This window comes from uncultured Flavonifractor sp. (genome assembly GCF_944383115.1).
Lineage (GTDB): Bacteria > Bacillota > Clostridia > Oscillospirales > Oscillospiraceae > Flavonifractor.
The window spans coordinates 23,853-39,611 of record NZ_CALWOJ010000010.1 but is presented as its reverse complement, the minus strand read 5'-3'; the positions used below and the strand labels follow the sequence as shown (position 1 = coordinate 39,611).

Annotated in this window: 17 protein-coding genes, 3 tRNA genes, 1 pseudogene and 1 other annotated feature; of the genes and pseudogenes, 15 read left to right on the top strand and 6 right to left on the bottom strand. The window is 60.7% G+C overall.

Features of this window, described 5'->3' with window-relative positions:
- The 4 genes and pseudogenes from Q0K43_RS02480 to Q0K43_RS02465 form a co-directional block, all read right to left on the bottom strand.
- Nucleotides 1-552 (bottom strand): annotated as a pseudogene (locus Q0K43_RS02480) (hypothetical protein); the annotation flags it as partial.
- A complete protein-coding gene (locus Q0K43_RS02475; RefSeq protein WP_297288987.1) occupies nucleotides 549-1,718 on the bottom strand; it encodes a serine/threonine protein phosphatase in 1,170 nt (389 codons plus the stop codon). The pseudogene Q0K43_RS02480 and the gene Q0K43_RS02475, both read right to left, overlap by 4 nt.
- Nucleotides 1,719-1,747: 29 nt before the next feature.
- Nucleotides 1,748-3,001, bottom strand: coding sequence for a PBSX family phage terminase large subunit (locus Q0K43_RS02470; RefSeq protein WP_297288986.1), 1,254 nt, complete (start codon nucleotides 2,999-3,001; stop codon nucleotides 1,748-1,750).
- A complete protein-coding gene (locus Q0K43_RS02465; protein ID WP_297288985.1) occupies nucleotides 2,998-3,303 on the bottom strand; it encodes an XRE family transcriptional regulator in 306 nt (101 codons plus the stop codon). Before Q0K43_RS02465 ends, Q0K43_RS02470 begins: the two co-directional genes overlap by 4 nt.
- A gap of 259 nt (nucleotides 3,304-3,562) precedes the next feature.
- On the opposite strand from Q0K43_RS02465, the gene rpsF reads away from it, so the two are divergent.
- From rpsF to cysK, 7 genes are all read left to right on the top strand, one after another.
- Nucleotides 3,563-3,859: a 30S ribosomal protein S6 gene (gene rpsF, locus Q0K43_RS02460; protein ID WP_297288984.1), complete on the top strand. Its 297-nt coding sequence runs from the start codon at nucleotides 3,563-3,565 to the stop codon at nucleotides 3,857-3,859.
- Nucleotides 3,860-3,874: 15 nt separating this feature from the next.
- Nucleotides 3,875-4,357 (top strand): single-stranded DNA-binding protein, encoded by a 483-nt coding sequence (locus Q0K43_RS02455; RefSeq protein WP_297288983.1) that lies wholly within the window; start codon nucleotides 3,875-3,877, stop codon nucleotides 4,355-4,357.
- Between the two features lie 75 nt (nucleotides 4,358-4,432).
- Nucleotides 4,433-4,672 (top strand): 30S ribosomal protein S18, encoded by a 240-nt coding sequence (gene rpsR / locus Q0K43_RS02450; protein WP_007490771.1) that lies wholly within the window; start codon nucleotides 4,433-4,435, stop codon nucleotides 4,670-4,672.
- 175 nt (nucleotides 4,673-4,847) lie between these two features.
- A complete protein-coding gene (locus Q0K43_RS02445) occupies nucleotides 4,848-5,852 on the top strand; it encodes a methionine ABC transporter ATP-binding protein (RefSeq protein WP_297288982.1) in 1,005 nt (334 codons plus the stop codon).
- A complete protein-coding gene (locus Q0K43_RS02440) occupies nucleotides 5,845-6,630 on the top strand; it encodes a methionine ABC transporter permease (RefSeq protein WP_297288981.1) in 786 nt (261 codons plus the stop codon). The genes Q0K43_RS02445 and Q0K43_RS02440 overlap by 8 nt, the downstream gene beginning before the upstream one ends.
- 121 nt (nucleotides 6,631-6,751) lie before the next feature.
- Nucleotides 6,752-6,994 (top strand) — a binding site (T-box leader).
- 70 nt (nucleotides 6,995-7,064) lie between these two features.
- Nucleotides 7,065-7,964, top strand: a complete 900-nt coding sequence (locus tag Q0K43_RS02435) for a MetQ/NlpA family ABC transporter substrate-binding protein (protein WP_297288980.1) — start codon at nucleotides 7,065-7,067, stop codon at nucleotides 7,962-7,964.
- A 130-nt stretch (nucleotides 7,965-8,094) separates the two neighbouring features.
- Nucleotides 8,095-9,009, top strand: a complete 915-nt coding sequence (gene cysK, locus Q0K43_RS02430; RefSeq protein ID WP_297288979.1) for a cysteine synthase A — start codon at nucleotides 8,095-8,097, stop codon at nucleotides 9,007-9,009.
- A 48-nt stretch (nucleotides 9,010-9,057) separates the two neighbouring features.
- Here cysK and Q0K43_RS02425 read toward each other — a convergent pair whose 3' ends face one another.
- Nucleotides 9,058-9,363 (bottom strand): zinc-ribbon domain-containing protein, encoded by a 306-nt coding sequence (locus tag Q0K43_RS02425; RefSeq protein WP_297288978.1) that lies wholly within the window; start codon nucleotides 9,361-9,363, stop codon nucleotides 9,058-9,060.
- A gap of 29 nt (nucleotides 9,364-9,392) precedes the next feature.
- Nucleotides 9,393-9,839 carry an RrF2 family transcriptional regulator gene (locus Q0K43_RS02420; protein ID WP_297288977.1) on the bottom strand — a complete coding sequence of 149 codons (447 nt, stop codon included), beginning with the start codon at nucleotides 9,837-9,839 and terminating at the stop codon, nucleotides 9,393-9,395.
- Between the two features lie 294 nt (nucleotides 9,840-10,133).
- On the opposite strand from Q0K43_RS02420, the gene aroF reads away from it, so the two are divergent.
- The 8 genes from aroF to Q0K43_RS02380 all read left to right on the top strand — a co-directional run bounded on the left by aroF (nucleotide 10,134) and on the right by Q0K43_RS02380 (nucleotide 15,720).
- Complete coding sequence (aroF, locus tag Q0K43_RS02415) at nucleotides 10,134-11,150, top strand: 3-deoxy-7-phosphoheptulonate synthase (RefSeq protein ID WP_297288976.1); 1,017 nt, start codon at nucleotides 10,134-10,136, stop codon at nucleotides 11,148-11,150.
- Between the two features lie 14 nt (nucleotides 11,151-11,164).
- On the top strand, nucleotides 11,165-12,025 hold the full coding sequence (locus tag Q0K43_RS02410; protein ID WP_297288975.1) for a prephenate dehydrogenase: 861 nt from the start codon (nucleotides 11,165-11,167) through the stop codon (nucleotides 12,023-12,025).
- 190 nt (nucleotides 12,026-12,215) lie between these two features.
- On the top strand, nucleotides 12,216-13,979 hold the full coding sequence (locus Q0K43_RS02405; protein WP_297288974.1) for a phosphoenolpyruvate carboxykinase (GTP): 1,764 nt from the start codon (nucleotides 12,216-12,218) through the stop codon (nucleotides 13,977-13,979).
- Nucleotides 13,980-14,045: 66 nt separating this feature from the next.
- The gene (locus Q0K43_RS02400; protein WP_297288973.1) at nucleotides 14,046-14,786 is read left to right on the top strand and encodes an N-acetylmuramoyl-L-alanine amidase; all 741 of its coding nucleotides are present in this window, start codon (nucleotides 14,046-14,048) and stop codon (nucleotides 14,784-14,786) included.
- A gap of 301 nt (nucleotides 14,787-15,087) precedes the next feature.
- Entirely contained in the window at nucleotides 15,088-15,240 is a 153-nt protein-coding gene (locus Q0K43_RS02395; RefSeq protein WP_297288972.1) for a hypothetical protein, read from the top strand.
- 109 nt (nucleotides 15,241-15,349) lie between these two features.
- Nucleotides 15,350-15,426, top strand: a tRNA-Arg gene (locus Q0K43_RS02390).
- Between the two features lie 127 nt (nucleotides 15,427-15,553).
- Nucleotides 15,554-15,640: transfer RNA gene (locus Q0K43_RS02385), tRNA-Leu, on the top strand.
- A gap of 3 nt (nucleotides 15,641-15,643) precedes the next feature.
- A tRNA-Met gene (locus tag Q0K43_RS02380) sits at nucleotides 15,644-15,720 on the top strand.
- The last annotated feature ends 39 nt before the right edge of the window (nucleotides 15,721-15,759 follow it).

Here is a 15,759-nt window from a genome sequence, read left to right as displayed (position 1 = left end):
GTAGGCGTCGGTGGCGTGGACCAGATCGGCCCAGCACAGCTTGCCGCCGTACTCCCTGCCCTTCTCATGGGCGCACCTGCCTCTGTCATGGATGTTCTCTCCGCAGATGGAGCATCTGGCCTCCTCCACCGCGCAGCCCACGCTCACCTCCTTTTTGATGCCGCCCTCGATCTCGGCGATCAGATCCTTGTTGCTGTCGGTACGCAGCATATAGGCGTAACCCTTCAGGTAGCACAGCGGGTCCCCCGCCGCCGTGAGAACGCTCTCCTCCCGCACCAGCTCGGTGCGATAGATGCGGGCGGTCTGTCCGGCGGCGCTCCACTGGTGATCGAAAATACCGCTCTTGCCCACAAAGAGGGGGGCCAACTCCTCCAGCGTCTCCGTCGGGAACCGCTCCCCGTCCCGATCCACCTCGTTGTCGCACAGCCGCACGGCGAAGGTGTATACCTCCTCCTCCGTCAGCTTTTTGCGGCTGATGGCGTTGATCAGCCCTAGCTCGTTCTGATCCAGGGCGGTACCCTGATCCACCCCCGCCTGCTTGTTGATGTTCATACCGTCTCTCCCTTCTCTCTGGCCTCGTTGTCCATCTCCACCGTCCGGGCCTGCTGGCGGTAAAGCTCCGCCCGAGCCTCCTCCACCAGGTCCTGGAGGTTGATATCCTTCCACTCCACCGTCACCTTGGGATCATACCCGTGGAGTCTGAGCCACAACTCACAGATCCGCTCCACCACCGGCTCCAGTCCACGGCGGATGGCGGTGATCTCACTGGTCATCATGTCGGCCTGCTGGGTACTCATTCGCTCGGTGGAGGACCAGGACAACCCCAGCAGGAAGGGGGGGATGCCGGTGCGGGACACCAGCTGTTCCAGGATCTGCCGCACCGGCACCTCGCTGTCCAGCACCTGGTTGTCGGCGCCGATGACCTTGATGTCCACATCGCCTACCGCCACAAAGTCCCGGACATTGCCGTGCTTGCCCGCCTGCATGGCGGCGGACCACTCCCGGGCGATCTGGCGGCTGCGCTCCTGCACCATACTCTGATCCAGGGGGCTGTCCCCCGGCTTATATACCACCGCGAAGCGGACGTTGCCCATCCGCTCCCAGTTCATACCCATCGCCTGATAGATCTTCAGCAAAATCTCGGCGAGGAAGGGCATGGACCGCAGCAAACTCACCCCGTAGGGGCTGTCGGTCTCGGGCTGGAAGGGGGTGAAGAGGAGCAGCTCCTGCCGGGGCAGCTCCCGCATGGCCCCATTTTCGCCCCGTCCCCAGATGGTGAAGTCCATCGGGGTGTCCCCCTCTTTAATCTCGATGTCGGCCACGTTTCCGCACAGCAGGGCGGCGATGTCCCGCCGCCTCCGGTCAGGGACGATCTCCCCCACCGCCCGGCCGCAGGTGAGCATAGAGTCCAGATAGCAGTCCAGGAAGGACTGGATGCCCCGCTGACCCCGTCCCGTATTGACGTGTTGGAGGAACCAGTCCAGTTCCTTCTGCGCCTGATCCTGGCACTTCACTTGCACTCCTCCGGCCAGCCGGATCAGCTTCCAGATGGCGGCGTCCACAATGGGCACCGCCTCCCGGATGCTGCGATAGAGGGCGATCTCCCCCTGCCGCAGGGGCACATAACCGTCCAGCACGCTGAATGGATGCCTGCCTCCCTCCCGGATCTGGACGGCCAACCCGCCGCCCGGCTCATTTTTCTTGTGGAACAGTCCCATAATCACACTCCTTTGCTGCCTTGACCGTTCTAAAACCGGCCCCGCTCCACGCACAACCCGCCAAAGAATCCCTTCTCGCCCCCTGCCGCCACCGTCACGGCAAAGTAGCGGATATCATCCATTGCATGGTCGTGCTTTTTGATCACCTTGTCGCCCACCGCCTTTTCATCCCAGCGGTAGAGGGAAAACTCCCGGATGGCGTCCCGGCAGGGGGTACAGATGACCAGTTTTCCCTGCCGCAGCAGTTCGGCGGTGGTACGGATGCCGGCCAGTACGTCGTTGTCCGCCTTTTCCACCGGCCATCCCTTTCTCCGCAGGGTCTCGATGAAGCTGGCGGCGGAGGGGTCGATGACCACCCTCCGGATGGTCCTTCCTCCCGCCAGCTGCTCCAGATCACGGGCATATTCTCCGTCGGTTTTCTGCCGTCCCTGCTGCCTGGAGTCGTAGTAAAATTCGTTTATCCGGTACCATATTCCCTCCCGCAGGCCCCACAGGCCGAAGGACGCGGGATTGACCGTGCCGTAGTCGCAGGAGATGCACCACTGCTCCATCTCTCCCTGGGGTGCGCTTTTCACATAGCTCTCGTCAAAAAAGTCGTACACCCGTCCCTCGGCCGCCACCCACTCGCCCAGCACAAACCGGCGGTAGAACGCACCGCTGAAGTTGCGGGCATAGCGCCGGATAACCCTGGGGGAGAGGGCCGGATTGTCCTGCATGGTAAAGTGGAGGTAGAGGGCATTGTGTTCCTCCTTCTTTTGGATCCACTCCTTGTAAAACCAATGCTCCGGCCCCTCCGGGTTGCAGGAGAACCACATCCTGCTCCCCTCCACGGAACAGCGCGCGCAGGCCTGTTCCACGAAGGACCGGGGCATGAGGGCCACCTCGTCCAGCAGCACCCCCGCCAGGGTAATGCCCTGAATCAGGGCGGCGCTCCCCTCGTCCTTGCCGCCGAAGAGGTAAAAGGTGTTCTCCCTGCCGCCGAAGCGGACGGTGAGCAGGTTCTTGGAGACCTTTTCTTCCCAGTGGAACCCCAGTTCCCGCAGCACCGGCAGCAATCCGCCCAGCAGATTGCGCCGCAGGCCGGTGACGGTTTTCCCGCACAGGCCGAAGGCCTGTCCCCGGAAGGTCCGCATGGCCCAGCAGAAGAAGGACAAACCCATGCACAGGGTCTTGCCGCTGCGCACTGCCCCATCGCAGATAATGGCCTCCCGATCCCGTACCGCCGGGTCGCACCACCAGGTCAGCACTTGTCTCTGTTTGGGAGAAAACGCCCGGAACTTCATGACTCCTCCCGCTCCCCTTGGCCGGCCTTCCGCTCCCAGGCCTGGAAAAACTCCGCCGCCTGTTGGCTCTCCTGTCCGTCGGAGAGTTCCACCAGCAATCTGAGGGCCGCCAGCCGATCCACCAGCTGGATCTCCACGCCGCCCTTGTCGCTGCATTTGAATCCGGTGAGGGGCGTCAGATCCAACCCATCCACCTCTTCCAGACGGCTGCCGTCCAGGAAGGCCAGTTTGACTGCATCGTTGGCTTTGCACCGGGCCAATTTTTCCATCTGCTTTAGCAGCCGGTCCCGTTCCTTGTTCACGCATCTCCCTCCTCACCCTTACGTCCCACCCCCTTATAGTTGGATGTTTGCGTACACCCAAGGAAAAAAATAAAAAAATGGAGTCCTCCGCCGAAGGAACCACTCCATACTCTCACAACGCTGAAATTCTCATTTTTCCTCATGAAAAAGCCTTGACAATTCCCAAAATTCCTATATAATGATATAGCTTGTTTCAAACAGGCCATCCTTGCCCCTGCCGGAGGCGGGGGCCATATGTCCATAAGGAGGTGCAAAGAAAATGGCAAAACTCAGCGGTAACTACGAGGTGGTCTACATTCTCGATCCCAACCTGGGCGAGGAGGCCACTGCTGCCATGGTGGAAAAGTTCAAGGCTCTGGTGGAGCAGAACGGCACCCTGGCTGAGGTCGACGAGTGGGGCAAGCGCCACCTGGCCTATCCCATCAACGACCTGAACGAGGGCTACTATGTGCTGATGACCTTCAGCTCCAAGCCCGAGTTCCCCCGTGAGCTGGATCGTATCCTGCGGATCACTGACGGCGTGATGCGCTCCCTGATCGTCTGCAAGGACGAGTAAGGAGGGGGAAGCGTCGTGCTGAACCGTATCATTCTCATGGGCCGTCTGGCCCGTGATCCCGAGCTGCGCCACACCCAGACTGGGACCCCCGTGGCCTCCTTCCGGCTGGCGGTAGACCGGGACTTCAAGGACAAAACCACCGGTGAAAAGGCCACCGACTGGATTGACGTGGTGGCCTGGCGCCAGACGGCGGAATTTGTCTCCCGCTTTCTCACCAAGGGCCGTATGGCCGTGGTGGAGGGCCGGCTCCAGATGCGTGACTGGACGGACCGGGACGGCAATAAGCGCACCAGCGCCGAGGTGGTAGCCGACAACGTGTATTTTGGCGACTCCAAGCGGGACGCCGAAGGCGGCAGCTACGGCGCGCCCTCCGGCGGTTACGGCGCGCCCGGCGGCTATGCGCCCCCCGCGGCCCCTGTCGGCGGCGGCTATTCCGCCCCTGCCGGCGGCGACCAGTTTGCCGAACTCACTGAGGACGACGGCGAGCTGCCCTTTTAATTGAAACACAGCGGCGGATGCCGCATCATGAAACAAGCCGGGCTCCAGGCCCGGAACAAGGGAGGTTTACCAGTTATGGCTATGGATAGAGAGCGCCCCCGCGGCCGCAAGCGCCGTAAGGTCTGCACCTTCTGTGTGGACAAGGTGGAGCATATCGACTATAAGGACGCTGTGAAGCTGCGTCGGTTCCTGTCCGAGCGGAGCAAGATCCTGCCCCGCCGCACCACCGGCACCTGCGCCATGCACCAGCGTCAGCTCACCGAGGCCATCAAGCGCGCCCGTCAGATCGCGCTGCTGCCCTTCGTGACCGACTGATTTGTTACCCAAAAAAGCCGGGCCAATGGCCCGGCTTTTTTCCTGCCCGGCGCTCCAGGCCGAAACGCCTTGACAGCCCGTCCCGGTTGTCATAGAATATTCTTGATACAAACATCCCGGTGTTTTGTCAAAACCGGAGGTATTACATACAAATGAGACGAAGGAGAACAGACCTGTGATCGAACTGAAACACCTGTCCAAGGTCTTTCCCACGGCGGACGGGGACTTTGAAGCCCTGTCAGATATCAACCTGACCATTGGGGATGGGGATATCTTTGGCATCGTGGGCATGAGCGGCGCGGGCAAGTCCACTCTGGTGCGCTGCATCAATCTGCTGGAGCGGCCCACCCAGGGAGAGGTCCTCATCGACGGGGAGAACCTGATGGACCTCTCCCCCGCCCGTCTGCGGCAAACCCGCCGATCCATCAGCATGATCTTCCAGCAGTTCAACCTGCTGATGCAGCGCACCTGCCTGAAGAACATCTGCTTCCCCATGGAGATCGCCGGCGTCCCGGCTGCCGAGGCTAAAAAGCGGGCCCTGGAGTACCTGGATATTGTGGGCCTGCCCGACAAGGCCAATGCCTACCCCGCCCAGCTCTCCGGCGGTCAGAAGCAGCGCATCGCCATCGCCCGGGCCCTGGCCTCCAACCCCAAGGTGCTGCTGTGTGACGAGGCCACTTCTGCTCTGGACCCCACCACCACCCGGTCCATCCTGAAACTGATCCAGGACATCAACAGGCGCCTGGGCATTACCGTGGTGGTCATCACCCATGAGATGGCGGTGGTGGAGGAGATCTGCACCCATGTGGCCATTCTGGACCACGGCCACATGGTGGAGACCGGCACAGTGGAGGAGGTTTTCTCCAACCCCAAGACCGAGGCCGGCCGCAGGCTGGTGTTTCCCGAGGGGGCCCGTATCGACCAGTTCCCCGTGGCCAGCGTGGTGCGGGTGGTATTCAACGGCGGTTCTTCCTATGAACCGCTCATCGCCTCCCTGGCCATCGACTGCGGAGTCAAGGTGAACATTCTGGGCGCCGACACCCGCAACGTGAACGGCAAGGCTTTCGGCTCCATGCTGTTGGGCCTGCCGGAGGACAAGAGCGAGGCCGCCAAGGCCATGAACTATCTCCGCGCCCAGCAGGACGTCAGTGTGGAGGAGGTGCCCGACTATCATGGATAAGTTTTTGAACCAGATGATGGCCGCCCTCACCGAGCCCGCCATGCAGCAGGAGATGTTGAACGGCATCTGGGAAACCCTCTACTCCACGGCGGCGGCCACCGTGCTGGCCTGCCTGTTGGGTCTGATCCTGGGCGTGATCCTGGTGGCCGGCGAGAAGGAGGGCGTGCGTCCTCTTCCCGGCCCTCTGATGAAGTTTATCAACATTGTCATCAACATCCTGCGTTCCGTGCCGTTTTTGATCCTGATGATGATGCTGCTGCCGGTGTTCAAGCCGCTGATCGGCACCTCCATCGGCACCCCCGCCGCCATTCTGCCTCTGGTGGTAGCCGCCGCGCCCTTTGTGGCCCGTCTGGTGGAGACCTCCCTGCGGGAGGTGGACAAGGGTGTCATTGAGGCGGCCCAGTCTATGGGCTGCACCCCCTTCCAGATCATCTGGAAGGTGATCCTGCCTGAGAGCAAACCCGGCCTGGTGGCCGGCTTTGTCACCGCCCTCATCACCATCCTGGGCTACGGCTCTATGGCCGGCTTTATCGGCGGCGGCGGCCTGGGCAAGATCGCCATCAACTACGGCTATAACAAATATAATTACGGCGTCATGTTTGTGGCCGTGGTCCTTATCGTAATCCTGGTACAGGTATTCCAGACCATCGGCACCAAAATCGCCGTCAGCCTGGACCACCGCATCACCGACAAAGGTGGTAAACGGCGCTCCAAAAAGGAGACCCTGGGAAAGATCAAAGAGAATAAGAATAAAAGCATCCCCAACGGTATGCGGTAATTTTCGTATGCGTGTAAACTGTAAGGTTTACACGCATACTTTTTTGTGCAACCTGACCGCTTGACAGAATGATAATTGGGTTGTAAACTAAGTCCAACCCAGCGAAAACTGAATACGCCCCTCAAACGCAATGAAGAGAAGAGTAACTGGAAAGATACGTCGCAGAGAGCCCGGTATGGTGGGAACGGGCACGGAAGGTTTCAGTGAAGATGGTCTCGGAGCGGCGCACCGACTACCGTATGGTATAGGCTGCGACGGGTGCGCCCGTCAGCGCGCAGGAGTATGTCAGTACTCCATAAGGCCCCTGTCGTGAGGCAGAGGTGAAACAAGGTGGTACCACGAAGCGAAAGCTCTCGTCCTTGAAGTTGTTTCAAGGGCGTTTTTTTGTGTTCGCTTTTGGGTCACACCTGTATCATGAAAAGGAGAAATGCACCATGAAGAAACTTGTCTCTCTGCTCCTGGCCGGCGCTCTGTCCTTCGGCCTGCTGGCCGGCTGTGGCGGCGGCAACTCCGGTTCCGCCAACACCCCCGCCAACAACACCGAGACCACCCCGGTAGACTCCACCACCCCCGCCGGTTCCACCGAAACCTCCTCCGTGCCCGAGGGCACTGTCATCCGTGTGGCCGCCTCCCCCACGCCCCACGCCGAGATTCTGAAGGTGGCCAAGGAAGTCCTGGCTGAGCAGGGCATCACTCTGGAGATCGAGGAGTTCACCGACTACATCCAGCCCAACATGGTCACAGAGGATGGCCAGGTGGACGCCAACTACTTCCAGCACATCACCTATCTCAACGACTTTAACGAGCAGAACGGCACCCACCTGGTGAGCGTGGCCGACCTGCACTACGAGCCCTTCGGCATCTACGCCGGCAAGACCACCTCCCTGGCCGACCTGCCCGACGGCGCCGTCATCGGCGTGCCCAACGACCCCACCAACGAGGGCCGCGCCCTGCTGCTCCTCCAGCAGGAGGGTCTGATCACCCTGAAGGAAGGCGCTGGCCTCACCGCCACCAAGCTGGACATCGCCGAGAATCCCAAGAACCTGGACATTCAGGAGCTGGAAGCCGCTCAGCTGCCCCGCTCTCTGGACAGCCTGGATCTGGCCGTCATCAACGGTAACTACGCTCTCCAGGCCGGCCTGAACGCCGCCGATGCTCTGGCCGTGGAGTCCACTGACGGCGAAGCCGCACAGGCCTATGTGAACGTGCTGGTGGTCAAGGAAGGCCGGGAGGAGGACCCCGCCATCCAGGCCCTGGTGGATGCCCTCAAGAGCGACGAGGTCAAGGCTTATATGGAAGAGACCTGGCCCAGCGCCGTCGTCCCCATGTTCTGATTGCATCAATGATAAAACAAGGCCCGCCCTCCGGCGGGCCTTGTTTGTTGCCCAAAATTCCTATTGAATTTGTGGGATTTATGTGGTATGCTGATACCAACCTGAGAAACGTACTGGGAGGCTGTACCTTATGAAGATCGCCCATTCCATTCCCGAACTGATTGGCAATACCCCCCTGCTCCGCCTGGAGCATTTCGCCCCCGGCGGCGGCATTCTGGGCAAGCTGGAGAGCTTCAATCCCCTGTCCTCCGCCAAGGACCGGGCGGGTCTTTACATGATCCGGGCCGCCGAGGAGGCGGGGCTGCTCAAGCCGGGCGCCACCATTGTGGAGCCCACCAGCGGCAATACCGGCGTAGCCCTGGCCTACATCGGCCGCCAGCGGGGCTATCGGGTGGTCCTCACCATGCCCGAGACCATGAGCCAGGAGCGCCGCTCCCTTCTGTCCGCCCTGGGGGCGGAACTGGTACTCACCGAGGGTGCCAAGGGTATGTCGGGCGCCATCGCTAAGGCCCGGGAGCTGCTGGAGGCCGACCCCTCCGCCTGGATGCCCGACCAGTTCAATAACCCCGCCAACGCCCAGGCCCACTATGAGACCACCGGCCCGGAGATCTGGCGGGATACCGACGGCACAGTGGACGTGCTGGTGGCCGGGGTGGGCTCCGGCGGCACCATCACCGGCGCGGGCCGGTTCCTGAAGGAGCAGAATCCCAACATCAAGGTGGTGGCGGTGGAGCCCGCCGAGTCCCCCGTCCTGTCCGGCGGCCAGCCCGGCCCCCACAAGATCCAGGGCATCGGCGCCGGCTTCGTCCCCGGGACCCTGGATATGGGAGTAGTGGATGAGGTCCTGCCCGTCCCCGGCGTGGAGGCCATTGCCGCCGCCAAGGAGCTGGCCCGGGCGGAGGGCGTCCTGGTGGGCATCTCCTCCGGTGCCGCCGCCTGGGCGGCCCGGGAACTGTCCAAGCGGCCCGACCTCCAGGGCAAGACCATCGTGGCCGTTCTGCCCGACACCGGCGAGCGCTACCTCTCCACCGGCATCTACGCATAAGCAAGCGAAGGCCCCGGGTTTTATCCGGGGCCTTCGCTTGCTTATGCGTTACATATCCCTGCCGCAACCGGAACAGAAGATGCTGCGGGGGGCATTTTTTGTGCCGCATTCGGGGCAGTACCAACTGCCATCAGGCAGAGGCGACACCTTGGGCCGGACCGTGGCCTGCTCTCTCCCCTCTGACGCAACCAGGGGCGCAAAATTGACATCCTTCCGCCCCATACCTGCCAGCCACCGGAGGTTGGACGTGGAGAACAGAGGCAGCTTCTCCTCCAGCGCCCCGCCGCACCGCTGACAGTAACGTACGCCGGCCTCATTATCTGCGGAACATTGTTTACAGACGTTTCTCCCCATGCCGGATCTCCTCCTCTCCCGGCATGGATTCAGCCGGCGTTCTCGCCGTTATCCGGGCACTTTTCCTGGTGCCGCCGTACCAGATCGGCCAGGGTCAGGTGATCCACCACTCCGGACACTGCGGCCTGAATTTCCCGCCACACATCCACAGTAACGCACCTATCCGCCCGACCGCAACGGCACACATCATCGCTGTCGGCACAACTCACCGGGGCCAGGTTCCCCTCCAGCACCCGCAGGATCTCCCCCACGGTGTACTCCTCCGGCTCCCGGGTCAGCAGGTAACCGCCTCCGGCGCCCCGTACCGAGCGTACCAACCCCGCCCGGGAGAGCTGAGTCACGATCTGCTCCAAATATTTGTCGGAAATATCCTGCCGCAGGGCCACATCCCGCAGAGGTACCGCCGCCCCGTGGCTGTGAAGGGCCACATCCAGCATCAACCGCAGCGCATATCGTCCTTTGGTAGAGATTTTCATTCCGCCACCTCCCCAGTTTTTGGGGATATAATACCACAATACTGGTAGGATTTCAAGAAGAATTTTATTCTTGACTTTCGCACCAAAAAGTGTTAAAGTCTCAGTCAAAGAAAGGAGCGTGTCCCTCGTGCTGAAGCGTACCGGTCATGGATATGGCTATTACCGCTGCTATTTTGCCAGCGGCGTTTTTGCCTGCCCATAACCGGCTGAGTGGGACTCGTTCCAAATCGGAGTGGAAGATCCGCAGCCGCCTTTGGGCGGATGCGGATCTTTTTTACAGAAAGGAGCAGTAGCATGGTTGTCATTATGAAGCGGGGATTCACCCCGGAAGAATTGGAGAAAGCCATCCGCACGATGGAGGAGGGTGGGGTCAAGGTCATGGTGTCCAAAGGCGCCGAGACCACCATTCTGGGTGCCGAGGGCAACGCCGATGCCATTGACCAGGAGAAACTGTCCCTGCTGCCCGGCGTGGACCGGGTGATGCGTGTCACCGAACCCTATAAGAAAGCAAACCGGAAGTACCACCCGGAGGACACGGTGATCGACCTGGGAGGCGGCGCCCTGGTGGGGGGCGAAAAGCTGGCAGTCATCGCCGGGCCCTGTTCAGTGGAGAGCGAGGAGCAAATCGTGGGCGTGGCCCAGGCGGTCCAGGCCGCCGGAGCAGCCGCCCTGCGGGGCGGCGCCTTCAAGCCCCGCACCTCCCCTTACGCCTTCCAGGGCATGGGCAACGACGGCATCCGGCTGCTCCAGGAGGCCCGGGCGGTGACCGGTCTGCCCATCGTCACCGAGATCATGTCCACCGACAATGTGGAGATGTTTGAGATGTGCGTGGACGTGATCCAGGTAGGAGCCCGGAATATGCAGAACTTCGACCTTTTGAAGCAGCTGGGCAAGACCACCAAACCCATCCTGCTCAAGCGGGGCCTCTCCTCCACCATCGAGGAGTGGCTCATGTCCGCCGAGTACATCATGGCCGGCGGCAATGAGAAGGTTATTTTGTGTGAGCGGGGCATCCGCACCTTTGAGACCTTCACCCGCAACACCCTGGACCTGTCGGCGGTGCTGGCGGTAAAGCAGCTCTCCCACCTGCCGGTGGTGGTGGACCCCTCCCATGCCTGCGGCAAGGCCTGGATGGTGGAGCGGATGAGCATGGCGGCTCTGGCCGCCGGGGCCGACGGCCTCATCGTGGAGGTCCACAACGACCCGCCCCACGCCCTGTGCGACGGGGCCCAGTCCATCACCCCCGCCCAGTTCTCCGGCCTGATGGACAAGCTGCGCGTCCTGGCCCCCTGCGTGGGCCGCGCCCTGTAATAGGAGGCCGCAACATGAAAAAAACACTCGTTATCGTGGGTCTAGGTTTGATCGGCGGCTCTATGGCTCTGGCCCTGAAGGGCTTCGAGGACTACGAGATCGTAGGCGTGGACGTATCTCAGCCCACCCTGCGCTATGCCAGCGAACACGGCGTAGGCGACCGTGTCACCGAACACGCCGCCGATGTGATCCCCCAGGCCGATGTGGTGGCCCTGGCCCTTCACCCCCAGGGCATCCTGGACTTTCTGCACACCTACAAGGACCAGTTCAAGCCGGGGGCCCTTGTGTGGGACGTGTGCGGCGTCAAGTCTGCCATTCTGGAGGGGGCTGCCTGCCTGCCGGATACGGTGGACTTTGTGGGCTGCCATCCGATGGCGGGCACCGAATTCTCCGGCGTGGAACACGCCTTTGCCTCTCTGTTCCAAGGCTCCCACTTTCTCATGGTTCCCCGGGAAAACAGCCGCCCGGAACATCTGACCCTGCTGGAACGGCTGGCCGCCTATATGGGCTGCAAGGACGTCCATCGCACCACCGCCCAGGCCCACGACGCCCTCATCGCCTACACCAGCCAGGTCATGCACATCATTGCCGTGGCGGTGTGTGACGATCCCACTCTTTTCGACTGTAAGGGCTTTGAGGGCTCCTCCTTCCGGGGCTGCACCCGGGTGGCCGCCCTGGACGTAGGCCTGTGGACTCAGCTCTTCTCCCTCAACCAGCCCGCCCTGTTGGCTGTGCTGGACCGACTCATCGGCAACCTCCAGTCCTACCGGGAAGTGCTGGCCACCGGCGACCGGAAGGCCCTGGGGGACAAGCTGGCCTTCTCCGCCGCCCGTAAGCGGCAGATGGACCTGCCCGGCCCCGACCTGCTGGAGTAACATTGCCGCCTTCTCTTCCCCCACACAGGGCGGCTTTTCTGAGTCCAAATCTTTCATCCTGCCCGGCATTTTCCCCCATCTACCTGCACTTTTTGCAGAATTGACGAAAAGCACTTGCAAGTTTCATGATTTTCGTCTAAAATAAATGAAAGCACTTTTCCCAAGTAATCAATCAAAGGGGGACCCTCTCATGGCATTGACAAAGAATCGCGCTGTTCTGGACTGGATCGACCAAATGGCCGCCATGACCCAGCCCGATCAGATCATATGGATCGACGGCACCGAGGCCCAGCTGGAGGACCTGCGGGCTCAGGCCTGCGCCACCGGCGAGATCGAGAAGCTCAACGAGGAGAAGCTGCCCGGCTGCTATCTCCACCGCACCGCGGTCAACGACGTGGCCCGGGTAGAAGACCGCACCTTTATCTGCTGCCGCAAGCAGGAGGACGCCGGCCCCACCAACAACTGGATGAACCCCCAGGAGATGTACGCCAAGTTGAAGAAGCTGTACACCGGCGCCATGAAGGGCCGCACCATGTACGTCATTCCCTATTCGATGGGCGTGGTGGGTTCTCCCTTTGCCAAGTATGGTATTGAGCTGACCGATTCCATCTATGTGGTATTGAACATGGCCATTATGACCCGGGTGGGCCAGGCTGTGGCCGATGTAATCGGCGACGACTTTGTCAAAGGCCTCCACGCCAAGGCGGATATTGATCCGGAAAATCGCTACATCGTCCACTTCCCTGAGGACAACACCATCATGAGCGTCAACTCCGGCTACGGTGGCAACGTGCTGCTGGGCAAGAAATGCTTTGCCCTGCGCATTGCCTCCTGCCTGGGCCGGGATGAGGGCTGGATGGCGGAGCATATGCTCATCCTGGGCGTGGAGAATCCCCAGGGCGAGGTGCGCTATCTGGCCGCCGCCTTCCCCTCCGCCTGCGGCAAGACCAACCTGGCCATGCTCATTCCGCCGGAACACTACCGGAAGAAGGGCTGGAAGGTCTGGTGCGTGGGCGACGATATTGCCTGGCTGCGGGTGGGGCCCGACGGCCGTCTGTGGGCCATGAACCCGGAGTACGGCTTCTTTGGCGTGGCCCCCGGCACCAACGAGAAATCCAACCCCAACGCCCTGCACACCACCCAAAAGGGCACCATCTTCACCAATGTGGTACATAATCTGGACGACAACACCGTGTGGTGGGAGGGTCTGGACAAGAATCCGCCGGAGCATGCCGTTGACTGGAAGGGCAATCCCTGGAACGGTAAGACCTCCACGGAGAAGGGCGCCCATCCAAACTCTCGCTTCACCGCTCCCGCCAAAAACTGTCCCTGCATCTCCCCTGAATTTGAGAATCCCGCCGGCGTGCCCATCTCCGCCATTGTCTTTGGCGGCCGCCGGGCCAAGACCGCCCCTCTGGTGTATCAGAGCCGGGACTGGGATCACGGCGTGTTTGTCGGTTCCATCATGGCCTCGGAGACCACTGCCGCCGCCACCGGCGCCGTAGGCGTGGTTCGCCGGGATCCTATGGCCATGCTCCCCTTCTGCGGCTATCACATGGCCGACTACTGGCAGCACTGGCTGGACATGGGCAAGACTCTGGGCGACAAGGCCCCCAAGATCTTCAATGTCAACTGGTTCCGCACCGACGACGAAGGCCACTTCATCTGGCCCGGCTTCGGCGACAACCTGCGGGTGCTGGAGTGGATCCTGAAGCGGTGCTTCAACGAGACCGACGCTGTGGAAACCGCCATCGGCTATGAGCCCAATGCCGAGGACATTGATCTGGAGGACTCCGGGGTAGATCTGGATACTCTGAAGGGTCTGCTGGGCGTGGACACCGCTCTGTGGAAGGATGAGGTGGCCGGCATCCACACATTCTATCAGAAGTTCGGCGACAAGCTGCCCGCCAAACTGGCCGACGAGTTGGCCGCCCTGGAGGGCCGACTGAACTGATTTGGCTTTGTCCATAATCATGACCTCCTTTTTGCGCATAGGATGGGCAAAAAGGAGGTCATTTTTATGCCCATTATTTACCTCTCCCCCTCCACTCAGGAGAACAATCTGTATGTAACCGGCGGTACGGAAGAGGAATGGATGAACCGCCTGGCCGATGCAATGGAACCCTACCTCACCGCAGCGGGAATTCGCTTCTCCCGGAACACCCCGGACATGACCGCCCTGTCCTCTATCCGGGCCTCCAATGCCGGGAACTACGATCTCCACCTGGCCCTCCACTCCAACGCGGCGCCGGAGGAGCAATACGGTCAGGCCAGGGGCATCATTGTCTTCTATTATCCCAGCTCTGCTCAGGGCAAGCGGGCCGCCCAGCTCATTGCCAACGGTCTGAAAACCATCTATCCCCTTCCCAATAAAGTGCGGGCGGAGTCCACCACCTCCATCGGCGAAGTACGCCGGGTGCGGGCCCCCTCCGTCTTTCTGGAGCTGGGCTATCACGATAATCCGGACGATGCCACCTGGGTGCAGAACAATCTGGACGCCATTGCCCGCAACATTGTCCTCTCCCTGACAGAATACTTTGGTCTGCCCTTCCTGGAGCCCCGTCCGTCTCGTCCCGCCGTGGTGGATGTCTCCTGGGGCTACCTGAACATACGGGATAAGCCCTCCCCCACCGCCGCCGTCCTGGCCAAAGCCTACGACGGTACCAGGCTCACCGTTCTGAACCAATGGGAGGACTGGTATGTAGTCCGGTTGGACGGCATGGTAGGCTGGGCCAACAGTCAGTTTATTACCTTGCTGTAACAGGCTCGTCCGTTCACAAATCGTTCACAGTAAGTTCTGAAACGGTTCACCACTTCGAAGCGGAATCTGGTATCATAAATAGCGTCAGGATACCAGAGATAACAAAGATATGACTCCTCCTCTCTTCTCTCTTTCAACGCACTGCCCACTGTCCCCCCGCAGGGCGGCAATCGCTCCCTGCGGGGGACAGACCAAAACTTCCGCGTCTCTGAAATAGAGGCGCGTTTTTTGATGTCCGCTGTATCCTTTTCCTCCTCTGTGGCTATACTGACCATAGAGTTCCGCCGGAGGAGGTGATTGGATGGCGTATGTAGATCCGGCGATCCGGCCTCAGTTCGACTCTATGCCCGCCCATCTGCGGGAGCATATTCTGAGCATGGGAGTCCGTCTGGAAACGATGGCCGATTTGATGGGGTGCCTGGAACGTATCATCGCAGAGCAGCCCCAGAAATAAGGCCGCTCAAAAAATATTTCAGAAAATTTCTAATTAACCCTTGCATTCTATAGAAAGCTGTGCTAATATAATTAAGCTGTCAGCGAAGGACCCAGAAAAACGCTGATATGCGGCTGTAGCTCAGTTGGATAGAGTGTTTGGCTACGAACCAAAAGGTCGGGGGTTCGAATCCCTTCAGCCGTACCAAAGAGGAAGCACCTGCACAAGCGGGCGCTTCCTTTTTGATTGTCCGCCAAAAATAATACTTGACATACTGTAGCTACTATGATATTCTATTTAGGCACTCAGAAAACGCGAGACTGGAGCCCTCCACGCCGGAGTGGCGGAATTGGCAGACGCCCGGGACTTAAAATCCCGTGGGAGCAATCCCGTGCCGGTTCGACCCCGGTCTCCGGCACCATATCGCGGGGTAGAGCAGTTTGGTAGCTCGTCGGGCTCATAACCCGGAGGTCGAGGGTTCAAATCCCTCCCCCGCAACCAGAAAGAAAACCTGTAACCGCAATGGTTACAGGTTTTCTT